General features: G+C 66.8%; 17 protein-coding genes, 1 tRNA gene and 1 rRNA gene. 5 read left to right on the forward strand and 14 right to left on the reverse strand.

Translation table 11 applies throughout. The features are described 5' to 3' along the window. Positions 1-163: 163 nt before the first annotated feature. Positions 164-418, forward strand: a complete 255-nt coding sequence (locus ACYVDG_RS07155; RefSeq protein ID WP_460747583.1) for a cell division protein CrgA — start codon at positions 164-166, stop codon at positions 416-418. Positions 419-666: 248 nt separating this feature from the next. Here the strand turns inward: ACYVDG_RS07155 and ACYVDG_RS07160 are convergent, their stop codons facing one another. Together ACYVDG_RS07160 and ACYVDG_RS07165 are read right to left on the reverse strand one after the other, a co-directional pair. After that, positions 667-1590, reverse strand: a complete 924-nt coding sequence (locus tag ACYVDG_RS07160) for a rhomboid family intramembrane serine protease (protein WP_460747585.1) — start codon at positions 1588-1590, stop codon at positions 667-669. A 41-nt stretch (positions 1591-1631) separates the two neighbouring features. After that, on the reverse strand, positions 1632-2156 hold the full coding sequence (locus ACYVDG_RS07165) for a peptidylprolyl isomerase (protein ID WP_460747587.1): 525 nt from the start codon (positions 2154-2156) through the stop codon (positions 1632-1634). Positions 2157-2463: 307 nt separating this feature from the next. Here ACYVDG_RS07165 and ACYVDG_RS07170 point away from each other — a divergent pair, with 307 nt between their 5' ends. Further along, on the forward strand, positions 2464-3063 hold the full coding sequence (locus tag ACYVDG_RS07170; protein ID WP_460747588.1) for a hypothetical protein: 600 nt from the start codon (positions 2464-2466) through the stop codon (positions 3061-3063). A 165-nt stretch (positions 3064-3228) separates the two neighbouring features. Here ACYVDG_RS07170 and ACYVDG_RS07175 read toward each other — a convergent pair whose 3' ends face one another. The 5 genes from ACYVDG_RS07175 to ACYVDG_RS07195 form a co-directional block, all read right to left on the reverse strand. After that, the gene (locus tag ACYVDG_RS07175) at positions 3229-3891 is read right to left on the reverse strand and encodes a DUF1707 and DUF4870 domain-containing protein (RefSeq protein ID WP_460747591.1); all 663 of its coding nucleotides are present in this window, start codon (positions 3889-3891) and stop codon (positions 3229-3231) included. 255 nt (positions 3892-4146) lie between these two features. Then, positions 4147-4476 (reverse strand): WhiB family transcriptional regulator, encoded by a 330-nt coding sequence (locus ACYVDG_RS07180; RefSeq protein ID WP_460747593.1) that lies wholly within the window; start codon positions 4474-4476, stop codon positions 4147-4149. A 733-nt stretch (positions 4477-5209) separates the two neighbouring features. Then, positions 5210-6634 (reverse strand): NAD(P)(+) transhydrogenase (Re/Si-specific) subunit beta, encoded by a 1425-nt coding sequence (locus tag ACYVDG_RS07185; protein ID WP_460747596.1) that lies wholly within the window; start codon positions 6632-6634, stop codon positions 5210-5212. Next, positions 6631-6924 carry an NAD(P) transhydrogenase subunit alpha part 2 gene (locus ACYVDG_RS07190; RefSeq protein ID WP_460747597.1) on the reverse strand — a complete coding sequence of 98 codons (294 nt, stop codon included), beginning with the start codon at positions 6922-6924 and terminating at the stop codon, positions 6631-6633. Before ACYVDG_RS07190 ends, ACYVDG_RS07185 begins: the two co-directional genes overlap by 4 nt. Beyond that, positions 6921-8078, reverse strand: coding sequence for a Rossmann-fold NAD(P)-binding domain-containing protein (locus ACYVDG_RS07195; protein WP_460747598.1), 1158 nt, complete (start codon positions 8076-8078; stop codon positions 6921-6923). Before ACYVDG_RS07195 ends, ACYVDG_RS07190 begins: the two co-directional genes overlap by 4 nt. A gap of 412 nt (positions 8079-8490) precedes the next feature. On the opposite strand from ACYVDG_RS07195, the gene ACYVDG_RS07200 reads away from it, so the two are divergent. Together ACYVDG_RS07200 and ACYVDG_RS07205 are read left to right on the forward strand one after the other, a co-directional pair. After that, on the forward strand, positions 8491-8772 hold the full coding sequence (locus ACYVDG_RS07200; protein ID WP_460747600.1) for a DUF4242 domain-containing protein: 282 nt from the start codon (positions 8491-8493) through the stop codon (positions 8770-8772). A 155-nt stretch (positions 8773-8927) separates the two neighbouring features. After that, positions 8928-9314, forward strand: coding sequence for a hypothetical protein (locus tag ACYVDG_RS07205; protein ID WP_460747602.1), 387 nt, complete (start codon positions 8928-8930; stop codon positions 9312-9314). Between the two features lie 167 nt (positions 9315-9481). Here ACYVDG_RS07205 and ACYVDG_RS07210 read toward each other — a convergent pair. The 3 genes from ACYVDG_RS07210 to ACYVDG_RS07220 all read right to left on the reverse strand — a co-directional run bounded on the left by ACYVDG_RS07210 (position 9482) and on the right by ACYVDG_RS07220 (position 10963). Then, a tRNA-Ala gene (locus ACYVDG_RS07210) sits at positions 9482-9554 on the reverse strand. A 263-nt stretch (positions 9555-9817) separates the two neighbouring features. Continuing rightward, positions 9818-9940: a DLW-39 family protein gene (locus tag ACYVDG_RS07215; RefSeq protein ID WP_014912962.1), complete on the reverse strand. Its 123-nt coding sequence runs from the start codon at positions 9938-9940 to the stop codon at positions 9818-9820. Positions 9941-10129: 189 nt separating this feature from the next. Next, complete coding sequence (locus ACYVDG_RS07220; protein ID WP_460747604.1) at positions 10130-10963, reverse strand: helix-turn-helix domain-containing protein; 834 nt, start codon at positions 10961-10963, stop codon at positions 10130-10132. A gap of 457 nt (positions 10964-11420) precedes the next feature. Here ACYVDG_RS07220 and ACYVDG_RS07225 point away from each other — a divergent pair, with 457 nt between their 5' ends. Further along, positions 11421-11729: a hypothetical protein gene (locus ACYVDG_RS07225; RefSeq protein WP_460747605.1), complete on the forward strand. Its 309-nt coding sequence runs from the start codon at positions 11421-11423 to the stop codon at positions 11727-11729. Positions 11730-12084: 355 nt separating this feature from the next. Here the strand turns inward: ACYVDG_RS07225 and ACYVDG_RS07230 are convergent, their stop codons facing one another. The 4 genes from ACYVDG_RS07230 to rrf all read right to left on the reverse strand — a co-directional run bounded on the left by ACYVDG_RS07230 (position 12085) and on the right by rrf (position 16317). Further along, on the reverse strand, positions 12085-13209 hold the full coding sequence (locus tag ACYVDG_RS07230; protein WP_460747606.1) for an ABC transporter ATP-binding protein: 1125 nt from the start codon (positions 13207-13209) through the stop codon (positions 12085-12087). A 4-nt stretch (positions 13210-13213) separates the two neighbouring features. Beyond that, positions 13214-14785 (reverse strand): ABC transporter permease, encoded by a 1572-nt coding sequence (locus ACYVDG_RS07235; protein ID WP_460747607.1) that lies wholly within the window; start codon positions 14783-14785, stop codon positions 13214-13216. Positions 14786-14850: 65 nt separating this feature from the next. Further along, positions 14851-15894, reverse strand: coding sequence for an iron ABC transporter substrate-binding protein (locus ACYVDG_RS07240; protein ID WP_460747608.1), 1044 nt, complete (start codon positions 15892-15894; stop codon positions 14851-14853). A 307-nt stretch (positions 15895-16201) separates the two neighbouring features. Then, positions 16202-16317, reverse strand: a 5S ribosomal RNA gene (gene rrf, locus ACYVDG_RS07245). Positions 16318-16320: the final 3 nt, after the last annotated feature.

Consider the following 16320-nt stretch of genomic DNA (forward strand, 5'->3'; position numbering starts at 1 on the left):
TCAGGGAGCGCGGCCCGCTTTCGTGTTCCCAGTGCGCCGGTTTGCCGCGCCCTACAAGCCCCATCCGTTCAGGTTTTGGGACCTCCCGACGGTGACGATGGACCGGCGCTGGGCGTAGACTGTGGTTTCATTCCGAACCGCCCCACATACTGGAGCAGCGACCGTGCCCAAGTCCCGCAACGATCGCAAGAAGAAGGCTGTTTACACTCCGCCTCCTTCCAAAGAGAAGCCGAAGGTCAGTCCTCGTTGGCTCGTGCCGACGATGCTTGGCTTCTTCATCTTGGGCATTCTCTGGATCGGGGTCTACTACATCGCGGGTACCCACGTGCCCTACATGCAGGACTGGCACAACTGGAACCTGCTGATCGGCTTCAGCGGGATCATCGTGGCCGTCATCCTGTCGACGCGCTGGCACTGACCCCCGGCCCCTTTCCCCTCGGCCGCGACGACCCCAGTCGACGGTCCCATAACGGCGCCAACGACCCGGAATGGGCGTTCGGCCAGCTATCTGGTTTTCCACAGGGTTATCCACAGGTTGTGGGTAGCTCTGTTCGGTATGCCCGCGTGTACGTGCTCTCTGGGTGGTCCGCGCATGGATAAGGCCCTCGGAGAGCTCTCCGAGGGCCTTGTCCACGTTCTGGGGCCGCCGTGTTCCGGGGCAGCGGCTCAGGCGGCCGACGACATCACGACGAACCAGATCATCGGGGCGAAGACGACCAAGGCCAACAGCAGCAACCCGAACAGGGTGACCAGGCTGGCGTGCACGAGCGTGCGCGTGGACGCCTTGGTCTTGTTGTCCGAGGGCCGCGGCAGGTAGGCGAACACCGCACCGATGGCCAGACCCGCCACCAGGCCGCCGATGTGGGCGGTCCAGGAGATGTTGGGGACCAGGAAGGTGATGACGAGGTTGAGCCCCAGCAGGACGACGATCATCCGCATGTCCAGCCGGAGGCGTCGGCCGATCACGAACACCGCACCGAAGAGCGCGAAGATCGCACCGGAAGCGCCGACCGAGGGCTGTGTCGGTGAGACCAGCAAGCTCAGCACCGAACCGGCCAGTGCGCCCATGGCCCACAAGGCGAGGAACCGGCCGTGCCCGAGCCACCGCTCCAGCTGCTGGCCCAGGAGGAACATCGCGTACCCGTTGAACAGCAGGTGCATCACACTGCCGTGCAGGAAGGCGGCGGTGATCAGCCGGTACCACTCACCCTGCAGGACCCCGACGCCCCACATGCTGAACAGTTCGACCAGCGGCGACGGGACGGCCTGAAGGGCCGGTTCCGTGCCCATCTGAACGACGAAGCCCACCGCCATCATGGCCAGGATCGTCCAGGTCACGTACGGCTTCTGGACGACCTTGCCCCCGAAGGTGGTCCGCGCGGACCGCACCCTCCGGTTCCCCTCCGCGACGCATTCGGGGCAGTGGAACCCCACCGAGGCCTCGGCCATGCAGTCCGGGCAGATCGGCCGTTCGCACCGGGTGCAGCTGACCCCGGTCTCGCGGTCGCCGTGCCGGTAACACGTGCGCGGCGTTCCCGGTTCGGGGCCGGGTCCGGAAGAGGCCCCGGGCGGAGGGGGAGATGCGGTCATGGGTGGCTCGTCGCTCCTCTGTGTCGCAGCGCGGGGTCGCCCTATCGGGTGATCTCGACGCTGTTGACCACCACGTCCTCGCGCGGACGGTCCTGCGCGTCCGTCGCGACATTGGTGATCTCGGTGACGACGTCACTTCCCTCGACGACCTCGCCGAAAATGGTGTGGCGGCCGTTGAGCCAGTTCGGCTCACCGACGGTGATGAAGAACTGGGAGCCGTTGGTGCCCGGTCCGGCGTTGGCCATGGCCAGCAGGAACGGACGGTCGAAGCGCAGGTCCGGGTGGATCTCGTCGGCGAACGTGTAGCCGGGGCCACCGCGACCGGTGCCCAGCGGATCCCCGCCCTGGACCATGAAGCCGTCGATGACACGGTGGAAGATCGTGCCCTCGTAGAGGCTGCTGTTGGACGGCTTGCCCGTGGCGGGGTCCATCCACTGCTTCGAACCGTCGGCAAGCCCGATGAAGTTGGCGACCGTCTCCGGCGCCTGCTCCTCGAAGAGCTTGACGACGATGGTTCCCTTGGTGGTGTTCAGCCGCGCGGTGGGCTGACCCGTGGAGTCCGACACCTCAGTGCCTTTCGGTCGAGTGCGATTTACGTGCTCACGTTACCGCTCTGTTCGTTGCGTTCCGCCTGAACCCGCCCGGCCGCGGAGGGTTCCGGCCCAGCTCCGGACTGAATCTGATACCGACTCGCAAGACACTTCGCGACGGCCGGTGTTGAAACGTAGATCACAGACGCAGAGGACGTATGTTGAGATAACACCCGGATAACAGGGAAGGACGACGAGAAGCCGCCCGCAGTGGCCGTGATGCGTCGGCCGCCGCGGGTAGTGGGACCGTACGAACCAGTGAACGATCGAAGGAGCTGACGACGTGCCTATCACTTCCAAGCGTCGCAAGGCCCGCCAGGCCCGCAAGGAGGCGGAAGCGACCCTCGCCCGCCTGCAAGAGCTTGCCCAGGAGCAGGCTGACAGGTTCGGCCCGTACGCCGACCAGGCCCGGGACCAGGCTGCCGTGAAGCTCCTCCAGGCGCGTGGTTGGACCGCTCCCCGGTTGGAGAACGCCGCGCTCCGGGTCGAGGACACGGTGGCACCGCGGGTGGCGGGGCTGCTGACCACGGCCGCGCAGCGAATCGACCCCAACCCGGGTCGGCGGGGACTGCGGCTGTTCCGCAGCGGGAACCGCCGTATCCCCCGCGGGGTCCTGATCGGCGGGGCCGCGGTGGTCGGCGGTGTGGTCGTGTACTCGCTCATCCGGCTGCGGCAGGCTTCCCAGGACGCCGAATGGCAGGAGCACCTGGACCAGGCCCGCGATCAGGTCCGCGAAACCCGCGAGAACTTGGAGGAGAAGGCCTCGGACACCGCTGACAGCGCGGCCGACACCGCCAAGGCCACCAAGGCGAAGGCGAAGGAGACAGTGCGCGCCGCCAAGGGCGACAGCCGCGCACAGGACAACGGGCGCCCCGAACGCTGACGTCCCTCCCGCCGGTTCGGGCGGGGCCCTTCCGCAGTGGCCCCGCCCCAGGGCGGAACCGCGCATGGAGCACCGTGCTGGAACAGCACATGAGGGCCCGCGTCTTGAGGCACGCACCGAGGCGCGCGCTTTGCGGCCCGGGGCCGGACCTCCCGCTCAGCCGTCTCAGTCGTCCTTGATGAGGCGGTAGGTCAGCGGGTACTTCCAGTCCCGGCCCATCGCGCTGGCGGCGGTCGCGAAGATCGGCAGGATGAAGAAGCCGATGGCGAAGCCCAGCAGCGTGAGGATCGGCAGGACCAGCCAGAACAACAGGGCGCTCGCGATCATCCCGATGATGCAGAAGAGCTGGAAGTTCAACGCTTCCAGCGCCTGCCTGCGCAGGTAGGGCGAGCTGTTCCCGCTGACGAGCAACAGGACCAGCGGGGTGAGGACGGGGAAGAAGTACGGCGACAGGTGCCCCACCGCCGCGCCGACCTTCTCCGCCGGGTTCTCCGTACGCCTACCCCCGTCCGTGTTCGTTCCTCCCGCGAAGCGGTTCCGCTCCGTGAGGGAGGCTCCGGCCGGACGGGCTCCGCCGTCCGCGGAGATCTGGACCCCGAGGTCCGTCGTGAGCGGCGCGAGTTCGGAGCCCACTTTGGCCTTCATGGTCTTGTCGAGCCGCTCGTCGAACTCCTCCTCGTCCAGCTGCCCCTGCGAGTAGGCCTCACGGAGCACCTCCGCGACCGCGTCACGGTCGGCGTGGGTGAGCCTGACTTGGGGTTGCGGCGCCGCGGTGCCCTGATCCCACGGGTACCGCCGCTGCGGATTCTGAGGGTTCTGCACGGCCATCCCCACTCCCAATGCGCTTCGCCGAGCGCGGCCGTTACGAGGATGGCCGCGCCTCCATCCATGATGCGGCATAGCGCCGTGCGCGGCTATGGGGGTCGTCCCTGATCCTCCCCTGAGTCGGCCTCCCCGCTGAGGGGGCCGACATCGGCTTCGGCCGGGACTCGCCTCACACCACCACGGTGGCCAGGCCGTACGCGGACATCCTCGTACCGGCGCTCAGATCCGCCCGGGCTCCCCTCCCTGGCGGCGGCTCCGTCAGTGCCGTGCGACAGCGGCCGCGGGGGTACGTACCGGCTCTTGCTGAGCCTGTTCCTCCGTGTAGCGGCGCTCCGCGCTGGTGAGCAGGTCGTACCAGCTGCTGACATCCTTGCGCCGACGCAGCAGGGCCCGGCGCTCGCGTTCGGTCATGCCTCCCCAGACACCGAACTCGATCCGACTGTCCAGGGCCTCGGCGAGGCACTGGGTGCGCACCGGGCATCCCCGGCAGATCAACTTCGCGCGATTCTGTGCGGCGCCCTGTACGAACAAGGCGTCGGGGTCGATTTCGCGGCACTTAGCACGCGCCGCCATCTTCTCATTCCACATGTTGCCCCACTCCCAAGATCAGCATGTGTGGTGATCGGAACCCACCGTTCGGCATGGCCTTCGGTGGACGAGGGACAGCTGGCCGATGCGAGGACGGTGCACGATGCCGGGCGGGGGGCCGCACGGCTCGCCTTTGGGGGTCGATCGTTTCGGCGGGCTGTGTTCCTCGTTGTCGTTGGTGTCGAAACTACGGATCGGCCGAGTTCACCAACAGACCCCAAGAGGCCTATTTCTCATATGGCCCACTAGGACCATTGCTTCTTGGGGAAGTGTCATCATACACACACGCAGGGTTACTGCATGTGATACGAGCACCCCCGTGCAACCGTAATGAAAGGTCACTCTCAGACCATTCTTCGGCAAGCCGGGTGACCTGCGACTACGCGTCATCCCATGAGCGACTCACCCGACCGTGACAGGCCTGGTCGAACTGGACACCTGGACACTGAACCCACCCGATCGGGCTATGCGGACGCTAGTGCCGTACACCCTAGGCAACCCCACATGCCACCCAATTCCCACCCGCACAAACGACCCCGGAACTACTGATTAGTAACTATGAGAAACCGACGCAAACCAGGGATAATTGTCCTCTGGAGGACAGAGGCCACCCCCTCAATCGGACCATGGGACCCCCATTTGGATTTCCCATCCCTGTTTCGGGGCCCGCCGTCCGGCCGTTGGAACGACCGGACGGCGGGGTCTACTGGAAGGAGACTGGGCAGGGGTGGGATCAGGCGGGGGCGTTGGCCTTGAGCTCACGCACAAGGTCGTCCAGGACCTGCTTGGCGTCCCCGAAGAGCATCGAGCAGTGGTCCCGCTCGAAGAGCTCGTTCTTGATACCCGCGTATCCGGGGGAGAGGCTTCGCTTCACCACCATCACACGCTTGGCGTTCTCCACGTCGAGGATGGGCATCCCGGCGATCGGGGAACCGGTGGCCGCGTTGGCCACGGGGTTGACCACGTCGTTCGCCCCCACAACGATCACCACGTCGACGCTGGCGAAGTCGTGGTTGATCCGCTCCATCTCCACTAGCCGCTCGTAAGGCACATTCGCCTCGGCCAGGACGACGTTCATGTGGCCCGGCATGCGGCCGGCCACCGGATGGATGGCGAACCGCACCTCCACGCCCTGGTCCGCTAGAACGTCGGCGAGATCGGCCGCCGCCTGCTGGGCTCTGGCCGCCGCCAACCCGTAGCCCGGAACGATCACCACGCTCCGGGCCACCTCCAGGACCATGGAGGCCTCCTCCGGATCGGAGCCGACCACGTTCTCGTAGGTGTCGCTCCCGCCTTCGAGGGCCGCCCCGTCACCGAGACCTCCCGCGAACACGCTCAGCAGGGTGCGGTTCATGGCCACACACATGATCTGGGTGAGCATGAGACCCGCGGCGCCCACGATGATGCCGCCCATGATGAGCATGGTGTTGCCGATCGCGAATCCGCTCGCGGCGACGGCGAGGCCGGAAACCGAGTTGAGCAGTGAGATCATCACCGGCATGTCCGCGCCGCCGACCGGCGCGACCGCGAGGAAGCCCACCAGGAGGCTCAGGACCAGCAGGCCGAGGATGGCCAGGGCCGCGAACCGCACGTCCGTCAGGACCAGCGCTGTGACCGCGGAGGCCACACCCAGCACCGACCCCGCGATGAGCAGCGGAGCACGACCAGGAACCCTGCTGAGGCGGCTCAGGCGCCCCCACAGCTTGGCTTCGGCGAGAATCGACCCGGAGAAGGTCACGGCCCCGATCACCACAGAGATCAGTAGGGCGATGGACTCCAGCACGCCGAGGGTGCTCAGCGGTATCCCGCCAGTGTCCGGGGCCACCACCCTGTCCCAGAACAGGGAGAGAGCGACCAGGGCCGCGGCGGCACCACTGAAGCCGTTGAAGCGCGCCACGACCTGTGGCATGGAAGTGGCTGAAGCGCGAACCACGATCACCACTCCGGCCGCCGCTCCGACGACCATCCCGGCAATAATCCAGGTGTAGTCGACCACTCCCATCTCCACCAGGGTGATGACTACGGCCAGCAGCATGCCGGCCGCCAGCATGAAGTTTCCCCGGCGCGCGCTGCGCACCTTGGAGAGGCGCTTGAGTCCGATGACGAACAGCGCCACCGGTACCAGGTAGGAGAGTTGGACCAGCTCCACCGCGATCATTCCTTGCTCCTTCCAGTGGTGAAGCTGCCCAGCATGCGGTCGGTGACCATGAAGCCGCCGACCACGTTGGCGGTGGCCAGGGCCACGGCGAGCCCAGCGAAGACCGTCGCGGTCACGCCGGTCGTGGATCCGGCCAGCACCAGAGCACCGATCACCACGACACCGGACATGGCGTTGGCGCCCGACATCAGCGGGGTGTGGAGCATCGGGGGCACCTTGGTGAGCAACTCGTACCCGAGGAAGGCGGCAAGCACGAAGACGTAGACGGCGAGAACGAGTGTGCCGGTCATGAGGCGGCCCCCATCGAGTCGGCCGACCCGGCGGACGCGAGCGCGGCCGCGGCCGGTTCATGGCGGATCTCACCGTCTTTGGCAAGAACGAACCCGCTGAGTTCCGGGTCCGCGTCGACGTCCAGCTCTCGTTCGTCAGTGACGATCCGGGAGAGGAGGTTGACGATGTTGCGTGCGTACAGGGCGCTGGCCTCGCTCGGAAGGCTGCGCGCCAACTGCGGGGCCGGGATGACCCGCACCCCGCCGTGGTCGACCTGGCCACCGCTATCGGTGAGGGAACAGTTGCCACCGTCCTCCGCGGCGAGGTCGACCACCACCGAGCCGGTCGGCATCCGCTCGACCATCTCCGCTGTGAGCAGGGTCGGTGCGGGCCGCCCGGGGATCTGGGCCGTGCAGATGACAGCGTCGGCCTGGGCGACATGGGGCGCCAGAGCTTCGTGCTGCGCCCTGGTGAGTTCCTCGCCCAGCTTCTTCGCGTAGGCACCGTCGGTCTGGTCGGTGACACCGGGGATGTGGATGAAGTCCGCGCCGAGCGAGCTCACCTCGTCAGCGGCGGCGGCTCGGACGTCATTGGCCTTCACCGTGGCGCCCAAGCGCTTGGCGGTGGCGATCGCCTGGAGGCCCGCCACTCCGACGCCCAGGACGACCACTCTGGCCGGTTTCACCGTTCCGGCCGCGGTCATCGAGAGGGGGAAGAGCTTGTCGACCCCGTTGGCCGCGATGAGTACAGCCTTGTACCCGGCGATCCCTGCCTGGGAGGACAGCGCGTCCATGGACTGGGCCTTACTGATGCGCGGCACCAACTCCATGGCGATCGCAGTCACCCGGCGCTCCACCAGAGTTCTGGCCACGTCCGTTTCGTGGACCGGGCGCAGGAGCCCGATCAGGGTCGCGCCTTCCGCAATCGTCGCGAGTCGCTCGACGGACGGTGGGACCACGGTCACGACCGTCTCCGCCCGGGCGAAGAGTGTATCGCCGTCGACGATGACGGCTCCTGCGTCTCGGTAGTCCTGGTCCGAGTGGCCGGCCCCCTTGCCGGCACCCGTTTCGACTTCCACCTCCAGACCGCGTCCGGTCAGGGTGGCGACACTCTCCGGAGTCGCGCCTACCCTGCCGTCATCGGGGTCGTCGGATCGTGCGAAAGCCAATCGCATACATCACCTGATTCCTCGGTGAGCCAGCGACAGAGGCCGTGAGGGGTTGGGGGTAGGAGAAAGGGGGAGGCCTGGCCCTCGTCACCTGAAACAGACGAGGCTGTCGTTGGCACGGACCACGGGTTCATACCCACCCAAAGAGAGACCCAGACCACATATTTATCAGGGCGCAACAGGAACGGGGACGCCGACAGCGCAAGCCTCGGACAGCACCCCTGGAACAGGCCGGGGACGCCGTGTCCGCTCGCCGGCCCCGGCTACGGGGCCTCCGCCGAGCGTTCCCGTGGGAGGACCGTAATGACACGCCTGTGCGCACCCGATATCCTGAAAGCCTCATCACTTGCGCAATCACCGGGCCCCAGTCAGCCGGTTCGGCGCCACGGAGCCCGCCAGCTGAGGAGGGACGCCCACCATGCCTATCTACGTGATCGAACGAGACCTCCCCGGCGCCGGTGAGCTGACCGCCGACCAGCTGGCCGACATCGCCGCGAAGTCCAATTCCGTGGTCGACGGCCTCGACGTCGACCACCGCTGGTTGCACAGCTACGTCACCGATGACCGCCTGTACTGTGTACGCGAAGCACCCGATGTGGCCACCGTGCGCGAGCACGCCGATCGTGGCGGGTTCCCCGTAAGTCGGGTGAGTATGGTCCACTCCACCATCGACCCCACCACAGCCACCGCTGGTGGCTGAGCCGCCCCGGCTGGCCCGGGGATCTGGGGTTCCCCAGAGGAAATGACGAAGCCGACTCGTGCGAAGCCCTCGATGGCATATCGAACCGAGATCATGGCAGGCGGGTAGAGACGCAGCGCTTCAGAGACGATGTGGCGGACCTGGATCTCCCGCTCGTGCACGAGATCTCCGAAGCCGAGCGAGAGGCGGCTGCACACGGAGATGACGGAGCCTTGCTTCGGCGCGCCCAGACCGTGGCCGAGGCGATGCTGGCGCGACCCGATCACGTCCGCGCGCGGTTCCACCTGTATCTCGACGCCTCGGGGAATCCGCGCCGGGAGGCGATCGTCACCGCGGCCAGGAATCGGTTCGTGGCCAAGATCGCCCAGTCACTACCCGGGCCCGATTCGCTGGCGGCCGCCCGATTCGTCTGTGCAGTCATGGACGGCATCTTGCTCGATCAGGTCTCGGCTCCCGATCCCGTGGTCCGCGAGCACACGGCGACGTACATTCTTGCGGCCGGTGCGGCCGGCATGCAGATAGCAGCATCGACGGTGCCGTAGGCGGGTAGCGCGCTCTCGCGGTCCCGCCAAAGAGCGGTCGGCCGCGCTCCGAGAGGCGGCCTGCCCGTGTTCTCCTGTACTAAATGTGCACCGGACCCCGGAAACAGCGAACGGGGACCCCCGCTGGGAGCCCCCGTCTACTACGCCTGATCTGCTGTTCTTCTCTGTGGAGCCAAGGGGAGTCGAACCCCTGACCTCCGGTATGCAAAACCGGCGCTCTGCCAGCTGAGCTATGGCCCCTTGGACCGGGTCTGGGACCTGGTCACCTAGGAGAGCATACCCGCTTCGGGAAGCGGTCCCGGTCACGGCGCCGGAGCTTCGGCGCCCGTGGGCCGACCAGGGACCGGATACAGCACAAAGCCGTGGGTCGCACCACGGGATTGTCGGCCCACCCACGTCTTCGTGTCACTCTGATACGGACGCTCGGTGACACTCGTGGGTGTTCACCGACGACCCGTTGGTAACCTCCCGGCCCCCGATCGGTGGCCAGATGGATCCGCTGATCAGCTCTCGCTGGCCGCGGTGGCTTCCGTCCACAGGTCGAGCTCTGCGCGGTCCGCCTGGATCTTGCGGTAGACGGCGAAAGCCCCGAGGGCCACCAGTGCCAGAACGATGATCTTCTTCACTGTCCGGACCTTTCTCTCTTGGAAAACCGGTCGTACGCACGGGCTCCCGCCTTGAGGCGAGGGCTCCATGGCCAACTTTATGAGGTTGTCACCTAGCAGACTAGCAAGCCACGGCGGGCGATCCCTGCCACGGTGGACGGAATCACACCGGCTTCTTCCTCGGATCGCCCCTGTGGCGGGCCCGTCCAACTAGGTCAGGAGCGCCATCCGGCGCAGAATCCCCACACTGGCCTGCGGTGACGCCGCTATCCGGGTGAGATGATCCCAAACTCTCCGGCAGGAACGGACCGATTCATCGGCTTCGACAATCCCTCCGCCCTGGGTGGCGTCGACGTAGGCCAGGTCAGCCTCGTCCTCTTCGAACTCCAGGATCGAGAAGGGCCCGGCGAGGCCTGGGTGCGGGCCAGCGGAGGTCGGCAGAAGCTGGATGGTCACCCGTTCGGACTCGGTCGCCAGTTCGACGATCCGGTGGGTCTGGGCGCGCAACAGCCCGAGATCGGCGGAGACGCGCTGGAGGGCGTCCTCCTCGATGACCGCGCGGTAGCGGCGCAGGGAGCCGGAGTCGAGGATCTCCTGGCGTTTGAGGTAGGCGGCGACCATGCGTTCGGCTCCGTGCTCTCCATGGCCGAGGGAGCGCGCGAGCGTCGCGGTGTAGTCGGGGACCTGGAGGAGATCCGGAACGAGAATGCCCGCGTAGGACTGCACGGAGACCGCACCGGCCTCGTTTCCCACGTAGGCGGAGGAGAGAACGTCTTCGTACTCGGTCCACCAAGGGCGCAGCCGCGACTCGCGGACCAGGGTCAGAATCGCCTCGCGCTGCCCTCCGGTAACCCCGTACAGCCGCAGCAGGGCGGAGATCTCCATGACCGAGGGCCACTTGCGGATGCCGGTCTCGATGTGGCCGAGTTTGGCCGGTGACCACTCCAGCTCCTCCGCCACGTCGTTGAGGGTCATGCCGGCCTGCACACGGCGGCGGCGGAGTTCGGCGGAGAGTCGCCGTCGGCGGACCGTGGGGCTGGTCATAACACTGATCCAATGACGCAGAGTGGCGAGGGTATGCCACCAGCGAAACACGGGGCCTAGCATCTAGCAATGAGTTTCTAGAAAAGTGCGGCCGTTTCGATGCATTAGCCGCGGGATAGGGCGCACCGGACATCAAGAAAACTCGCACTTTGTTACGATAAGTAACTGGAGTTGCGTACAGTGGAGTCACATGACTCGTGAGCGCCCAACACCCTTTTCTCGGCCCCCAGGGGCCCCGTCCGGCCCTTCCGGAGAACCCCGGGCCGACGCCTCGGAGGGCGTCCCGCGGGGTGTACGGCACGCGCGACGGGCGGGATGCGCGAGCAGCAAGGCCCGTACTGCGGGGGTTGTAGCTTCATGTCACGTATGGCTCAGCCCGATACTTGCGGGGGCAAAGCGCGTACGATGCTTGAGGTGCCCGCCCCGGTGGGCGTACCCGTACATGTAGAGGAAACCCATGAGCTACCCGATTGACGACGCAGAGCAGCTGATCGCGAACGCGGAGGCCCAGATGCCCCCTAGCACCCGATCACGCCTCATCGCAAAACTCCGCATGGGTAAGCACATCGACGACGCCGCCGGAGAGCTGGGCATCAACCCCAAGCAGGTCTTCTCCACAGCGCGCGTCCTCAAGCCCTTCGGCGAACAGCTCGACGCGACCCTCACCGAGCAGCGCGACCCCTCCCTGCCCCACGGCAGCGTCACCGGCTACAACAAGCGCTGCCGCTGCCCCGAGTGCCGGAGCGCCCTCCAACAGCGCGTCTGACGGACCGCAAACACCGGGGCCCATTCCGGCCAGCTCCCCCACCTGCGCCAACACGTTGTTAACCCAGACTTCTCGAACCAATACCGCCCTCAGAGGCTTATCGGTGCGGAGTTTGGGGAGACCGCTGAACATGAACGAGCACGTGGACTGGTCGGCAATGAGCGAGGACGATTTCGTTGCCCTGCTGCGGCAACTCATCGAAACGCCGGAGGCCGACGACGATTAGGCCGTGTTCGACGGTTTCCGGCCAGTGGCGGGCACCGTTCCGGCAGCGGCTGACCGGATCCCGCTCCCGGCCTCCCCGACACCGGGAACACCCTCGGGTGCCCCGGCCTCGGCCACGTGGCGGGCTTCCTCAGTGGTGGCCCGCCGCAACCGCCGAACGGTTCTCCCAACCGTGCGCCTGCGCGGCCTCACCCGTGAAGAAGGCGACCTCCCCGGAGACCCGGATCCACACCTGCGCACCGATCTCGGGGGCGGGATGACGGTGTGACCGCGCTCTGACGCGTGTGCCCGACCCCTCCACGGCCAGGTGCACCACGCTGTCGTGCCCGGCGAAGGTCACGTCGGCCACGCGGCCGAGCACCCCCTCCCCTGAACCGCTCTCACCCTCAAGGGCGAAATCGATCCGCTCGGGCCGCAGCACCACGGACCCCTCTCCGGCGTCGCCAACCGTGTAAGCCTCCACAGCGCCCAGCGCACACTCCACCCGGCCGGCACGCAGCTCCCCCGGGATCACCACGGTCTCCCCCAGGTATTTGGCCAGCCCCGCGTCCCCCGGCCGCTCATACACCCCACGTGGCGTCCCGGCCTGGACGACCTCGCCCTCCCGCATCAACGCCACGCTGTCGGCGGTCGACAACGCCTCCTCGGGGTCGTGCGTAACCAGCAGCGCGGTGACCCCGGCGGTGCGCAGTACCTGCCGGACCTCCTCGCGCAGCCCCGTCCGCAAGGCCGGGTCGAGGGCGTTGAAGGGCTCGTCCAGCAGGACGAGCTCGGGTTCCGGTGCCAGAGCCCGAGCCAGTGCGATCCTCTGCTGCTGCCCGCCGGACAGCTCGTGCGGCATCCGGTCCGCGTACCCGACGAGCCCGACCAGTTCCAGGACCTCCTCGGTGCGGGCCCGTCGGCGGGCTCGTCCACCCATCCGCTCACGCCAGTTCCGGCCCAGGCCGAAGGCGACGTTGCGAGCTACGGACAGGTGGGGGAACAGCGCCCCCTCCTGCGGAACCACACCGACACCCCTGCGCTCTGGTCGCGCGTGGACGGCCCGGCCGCTGGCGAGCACCCGGTCACCGACCCGGAGGGTTCCCGCGTCCAGCCGTTCGAACCCGGCGACCAGCCGCAGCAGTGTGGTCTTGCCGCAACCGGACGGGCCCAGAAGGGCACCGAGCGAGGAGTTCTGCACTTGCAGGTCGACCCCGTGCAGTACACCGGTACGGCCGAAGGACTTCTCCGCCCCTTCGACGACGAGACCGCTCATGGAATCACCTCTCCATTGCCGTGGCCTTGCGGCCCAGTACGAACGCGGGCACCGAAGCCAGGACGATGAGCATCATCGCGTAGGGCGCGGCCTCGGCGAACCGGCCCACGTTGGTGGCGCTCCAGAGCCGCATCGCGATGGTCTCCATCCCGGTGGGGTGCAGCATCAAGGTCACCGGAAGTTCCTTCATGCAGGTCAGGAAGACGAGAGTGCCGCCGGCCGCGACGCCGGGGAACGCCAGGGGCAACGTGATCCTGGTGAACACCTGCGGGGGAGTACGGCCAAGCGAACGCCCGATCTCCTCCAGTCCGGGCGGGGACTGGGCGACCGCGCTGCGCACCGAGCCGACCGCCGCGGGGAGGAACAGCAGCGCGTAGGCGAAGATCATCAGCGGAAGCTGCTGGTACAGCGCGAACGCGTGATTGACCGCGAAGTAGACCAGGGCCACCGCCACCACCACACCGGGCATCGAATAGCCCATCCAGGTGGCGCCTTCAAGCAGGCGGGGGATCCGGCCCCGGTGGCGGGCGGCGAGGATTCCGACGGGAAGCGCCAGGATCAAGGTGAGGACCGCGGCCACCGCGGAGACGCCCAGCGTCGTCAGCGCGGTCTCCGTCATGCGGGGCAGGTCGATTCCGGCAGAGGTACCCCGGACGATCCAGTAGCTGAGGCTGGTGACAGGGAAGACCAAGGCGGCCGATGCAACCAGGACGAACGGCAGCACTAGGAGGCCGCTCACCAGGCCACGTGCGGCACGGGCAGGACCGGGGGAGAGGTGTGCGGTGAGGTCCCCGGCAACGTCCTTGGGCGGCCGGAGCCTGGTCGCACCGGCGCCGACCCGGCTGAACCGCGCCCGTCCGCGTGCCCGTGCCTCGCCCCACAGCACCAGGAGGGTGACGGCGACCAGGAGAGCACTGAGCGAGGCCGCGCTCGCCATGTCGAACCGGTTGGCGTAGTCGTTGTAGATGGCCCTGGTGATGGTGTCATAGCGCAGGGTCGCTACGGAGCCGAAGTCCGAGAGGACGTACAGCGCCGCCAAGAGGGATCCCGCCGCGGCGGAGGGCTGGACGTGGCGCAGGGTCACCCGGAAGAACACGTACAGGGATCCGCGTCCGAGAGAGCGCGCCACTTCCTCCTGGTCCCGGTCGGCCCGGCTCAGCGCGGCGACGACGGGGAGGAAGACGTAGGGGTAGCAGGTCAGGGTGAGGACGATCAGCGAGCCGGTGAACCCCTGGACCTCGGGGACGGCCTCCATCCACACCATCGCGGCGACATAGCTCGGGATGGCCAGGGGAAGCGTGGCGACCAGGGCCCAGAGTCGACCGCCGGGCAGCCGTACGCGGGCGACCAGCAGGGCCAGCCCGATCCCGAGGATGAGACAGCCCGCGGTGACGGTCGCCGTCAGAACCAGGCTGTTGAACAGCAGTTCGACGGTCCGGCCGCGGGTGAGTGCGTCGAACAGGGTGCCCGGTCCGTCCGAGAAGGCCTGGACGAGCACGTACAGCAGGGGGAGCACGGCCAGAACAGCGGTGGTTCCGGCCAGTAGGTACAGCGGCAGGGAGAAGGGGACAGACACGGCACGGCCGGAGCCGCCCGTCTTCAGGGGCGACTCCGGCTGTGTGCGTCCAGGATGGACGTCCGTCACTCCAGGCCCGCTTCGCGGATCATCTCGACGGTCTCGTCCAGGGAGTGCAGATCGGTGAGATCGATGTCGGGCTGCTCGAGGCTGTCCAGTTCCTCAAGGTCCTCGTTGGGCGGAACCCCGTCGACCAGCGGGTACTCGGAGGTCTCCTCCGTGAAGTAGGTCTGGGCCTCCTCACCGATGAGGAACTCCAAGGCGGTCTGAGCGCCCTCCGGGTTCGCCGCGTCAGCGGTGATGGCTGCACCGGCGACGTTGACGAGGCTTCCGGCGTCAGCGACAGGCAGGTAGTGCAGCTCCGAAGTGACCTCGTCCGGGGTCTCCTTCAGGCGCTCGTACCAGTAGTAGTGGTTGTTCAGGCTGAGATCGATGTCGCCGGTCTCGAGGCCGTCGAACATCGCACGGTTGTTCTCGAACAGCTGGACGTCGTTGTCGGCCATGTCCTCGAGCCACTGCTCCGCGGTCTCGTCGCCCTCGATCACCCGAAGGCCGGTGACGAAGGACTGGAAGCTGGCGTTGGTGGGCGCGATACCGACCCTGCCCTCCCATTCGGAGTCGGTCAGGTCGAGGACGCTGTCAGGGACCTCGTCGACGTTGTCGGGGGCATAGGCGATGACTCGGGAACGGCCGGAGAGCCCGATCCATTCACCGTTGCCGTCCTGGTACTCGTCCGGGACCTGGTCGGTGATGTCACCGGGGAGTTCGGCGAGCAGCCCTTCCTGAACCAGGAGTCCGAGTGCACCCGCGTCCTGGGCGATGAACAGGTCCGCGTTGGTCTGGTCGCCTTCGGTCTGGATCTGGTTGGCCATCTGGGCGGTGTCACCGTAACGGACATCGATCTCGAGGCCGGTGGCCTCCCGCATGTCCTCGATAAGCGGCTCGATCAGTTCCTCATCGCGACCGGAGTAAATGGTGATGGCGTCTTCCGCGTCGTCATCCCCGGACGCGGCGCCACCATTACCGTCCCCACCACAGGCCGCGGCCATCAGAGCGAAGACGGGAACGGCCACCAGCGCGAGCTTGAACCGTTGGGGGATCGTGTTCATCTGGGCTTCTCCTACCGAGGTTCACGGGCATAAGACTCGGCCGGCCCGAGCTCACAACATAGGCGAGCCTAACCCAGGAAAGGCTATCCTTACAATATTCAAATCGTGGGTAATCAATGTTTACGCAGGTGACCAATGTTACACGGGAGTAGGATGTTCACCAAGCGCACTCCTGTTCACATAAAGAACAGAATAAAAAGGATCACCCAATGAAAGGATGATCCCTTGAATATATTTCAAAAAAACTGAACCACACGTGAAAAAAATAAGGGGGTTGCCCCCGCAGGAACAACCCCCCCAAGAAAAACCGTGGCAGCGACCTACTCTCCCACCCCACCACAGGGCAGTACCATCAGCGCAAGGAGACTTAACGACCGGGTTCGGAATGAGACCGAGTGTGACCCTCCTGCCAAAACCACCACGGAA

This window comes from Nocardiopsis oceani (genome assembly GCF_054777395.1).

Excerpts from the sequence above, each read along its gene's own strand:
- ACYVDG_RS07180 (WP_460747593.1), bottom strand. The coding sequence starts at position 4,476 with ATGTGGAATGAGAAGATGGCGGCGCGTGCTAAGTGCCGCGAAATCGAC.
- ACYVDG_RS07190 (WP_460747597.1), bottom strand. The coding sequence starts at position 6,924 with ATGACCGGCACACTCGTTCTCGCCGTCTACGTCTTCGTGCTTGCCGCC.
- ACYVDG_RS07230 (WP_460747606.1), bottom strand. The coding sequence starts at position 13,209 with ATGAGCGGTCTCGTCGTCGAAGGGGCGGAGAAGTCCTTCGGCCGTACC.
- ACYVDG_RS07185 (WP_460747596.1), bottom strand. The coding sequence starts at position 6,634 with ATGATCGCGGTGGAGCTGGTCCAACTCTCCTACCTGGTACCGGTGGCG.
- ACYVDG_RS07225 (WP_460747605.1), top strand. The coding sequence starts at position 11,421 with ATGAGCTACCCGATTGACGACGCAGAGCAGCTGATCGCGAACGCGGAG.
- ACYVDG_RS07195 (WP_460747598.1), bottom strand. The coding sequence starts at position 8,078 with ATGCGATTGGCTTTCGCACGATCCGACGACCCCGATGACGGCAGGGTA.
- ACYVDG_RS07220 (WP_460747604.1), bottom strand. The coding sequence starts at position 10,963 with ATGACCAGCCCCACGGTCCGCCGACGGCGACTCTCCGCCGAACTCCGC.
- ACYVDG_RS07175 (WP_460747591.1), bottom strand. The coding sequence starts at position 3,891 with ATGGCCGTGCAGAACCCTCAGAATCCGCAGCGGCGGTACCCGTGGGAT.
- ACYVDG_RS07200 (WP_460747600.1), top strand. The coding sequence starts at position 8,491 with ATGCCTATCTACGTGATCGAACGAGACCTCCCCGGCGCCGGTGAGCTG.
- ACYVDG_RS07160 (WP_460747585.1), bottom strand. The coding sequence starts at position 1,590 with ATGACCGCATCTCCCCCTCCGCCCGGGGCCTCTTCCGGACCCGGCCCC.
- ACYVDG_RS07240 (WP_460747608.1), bottom strand. The coding sequence starts at position 15,894 with ATGAACACGATCCCCCAACGGTTCAAGCTCGCGCTGGTGGCCGTTCCC.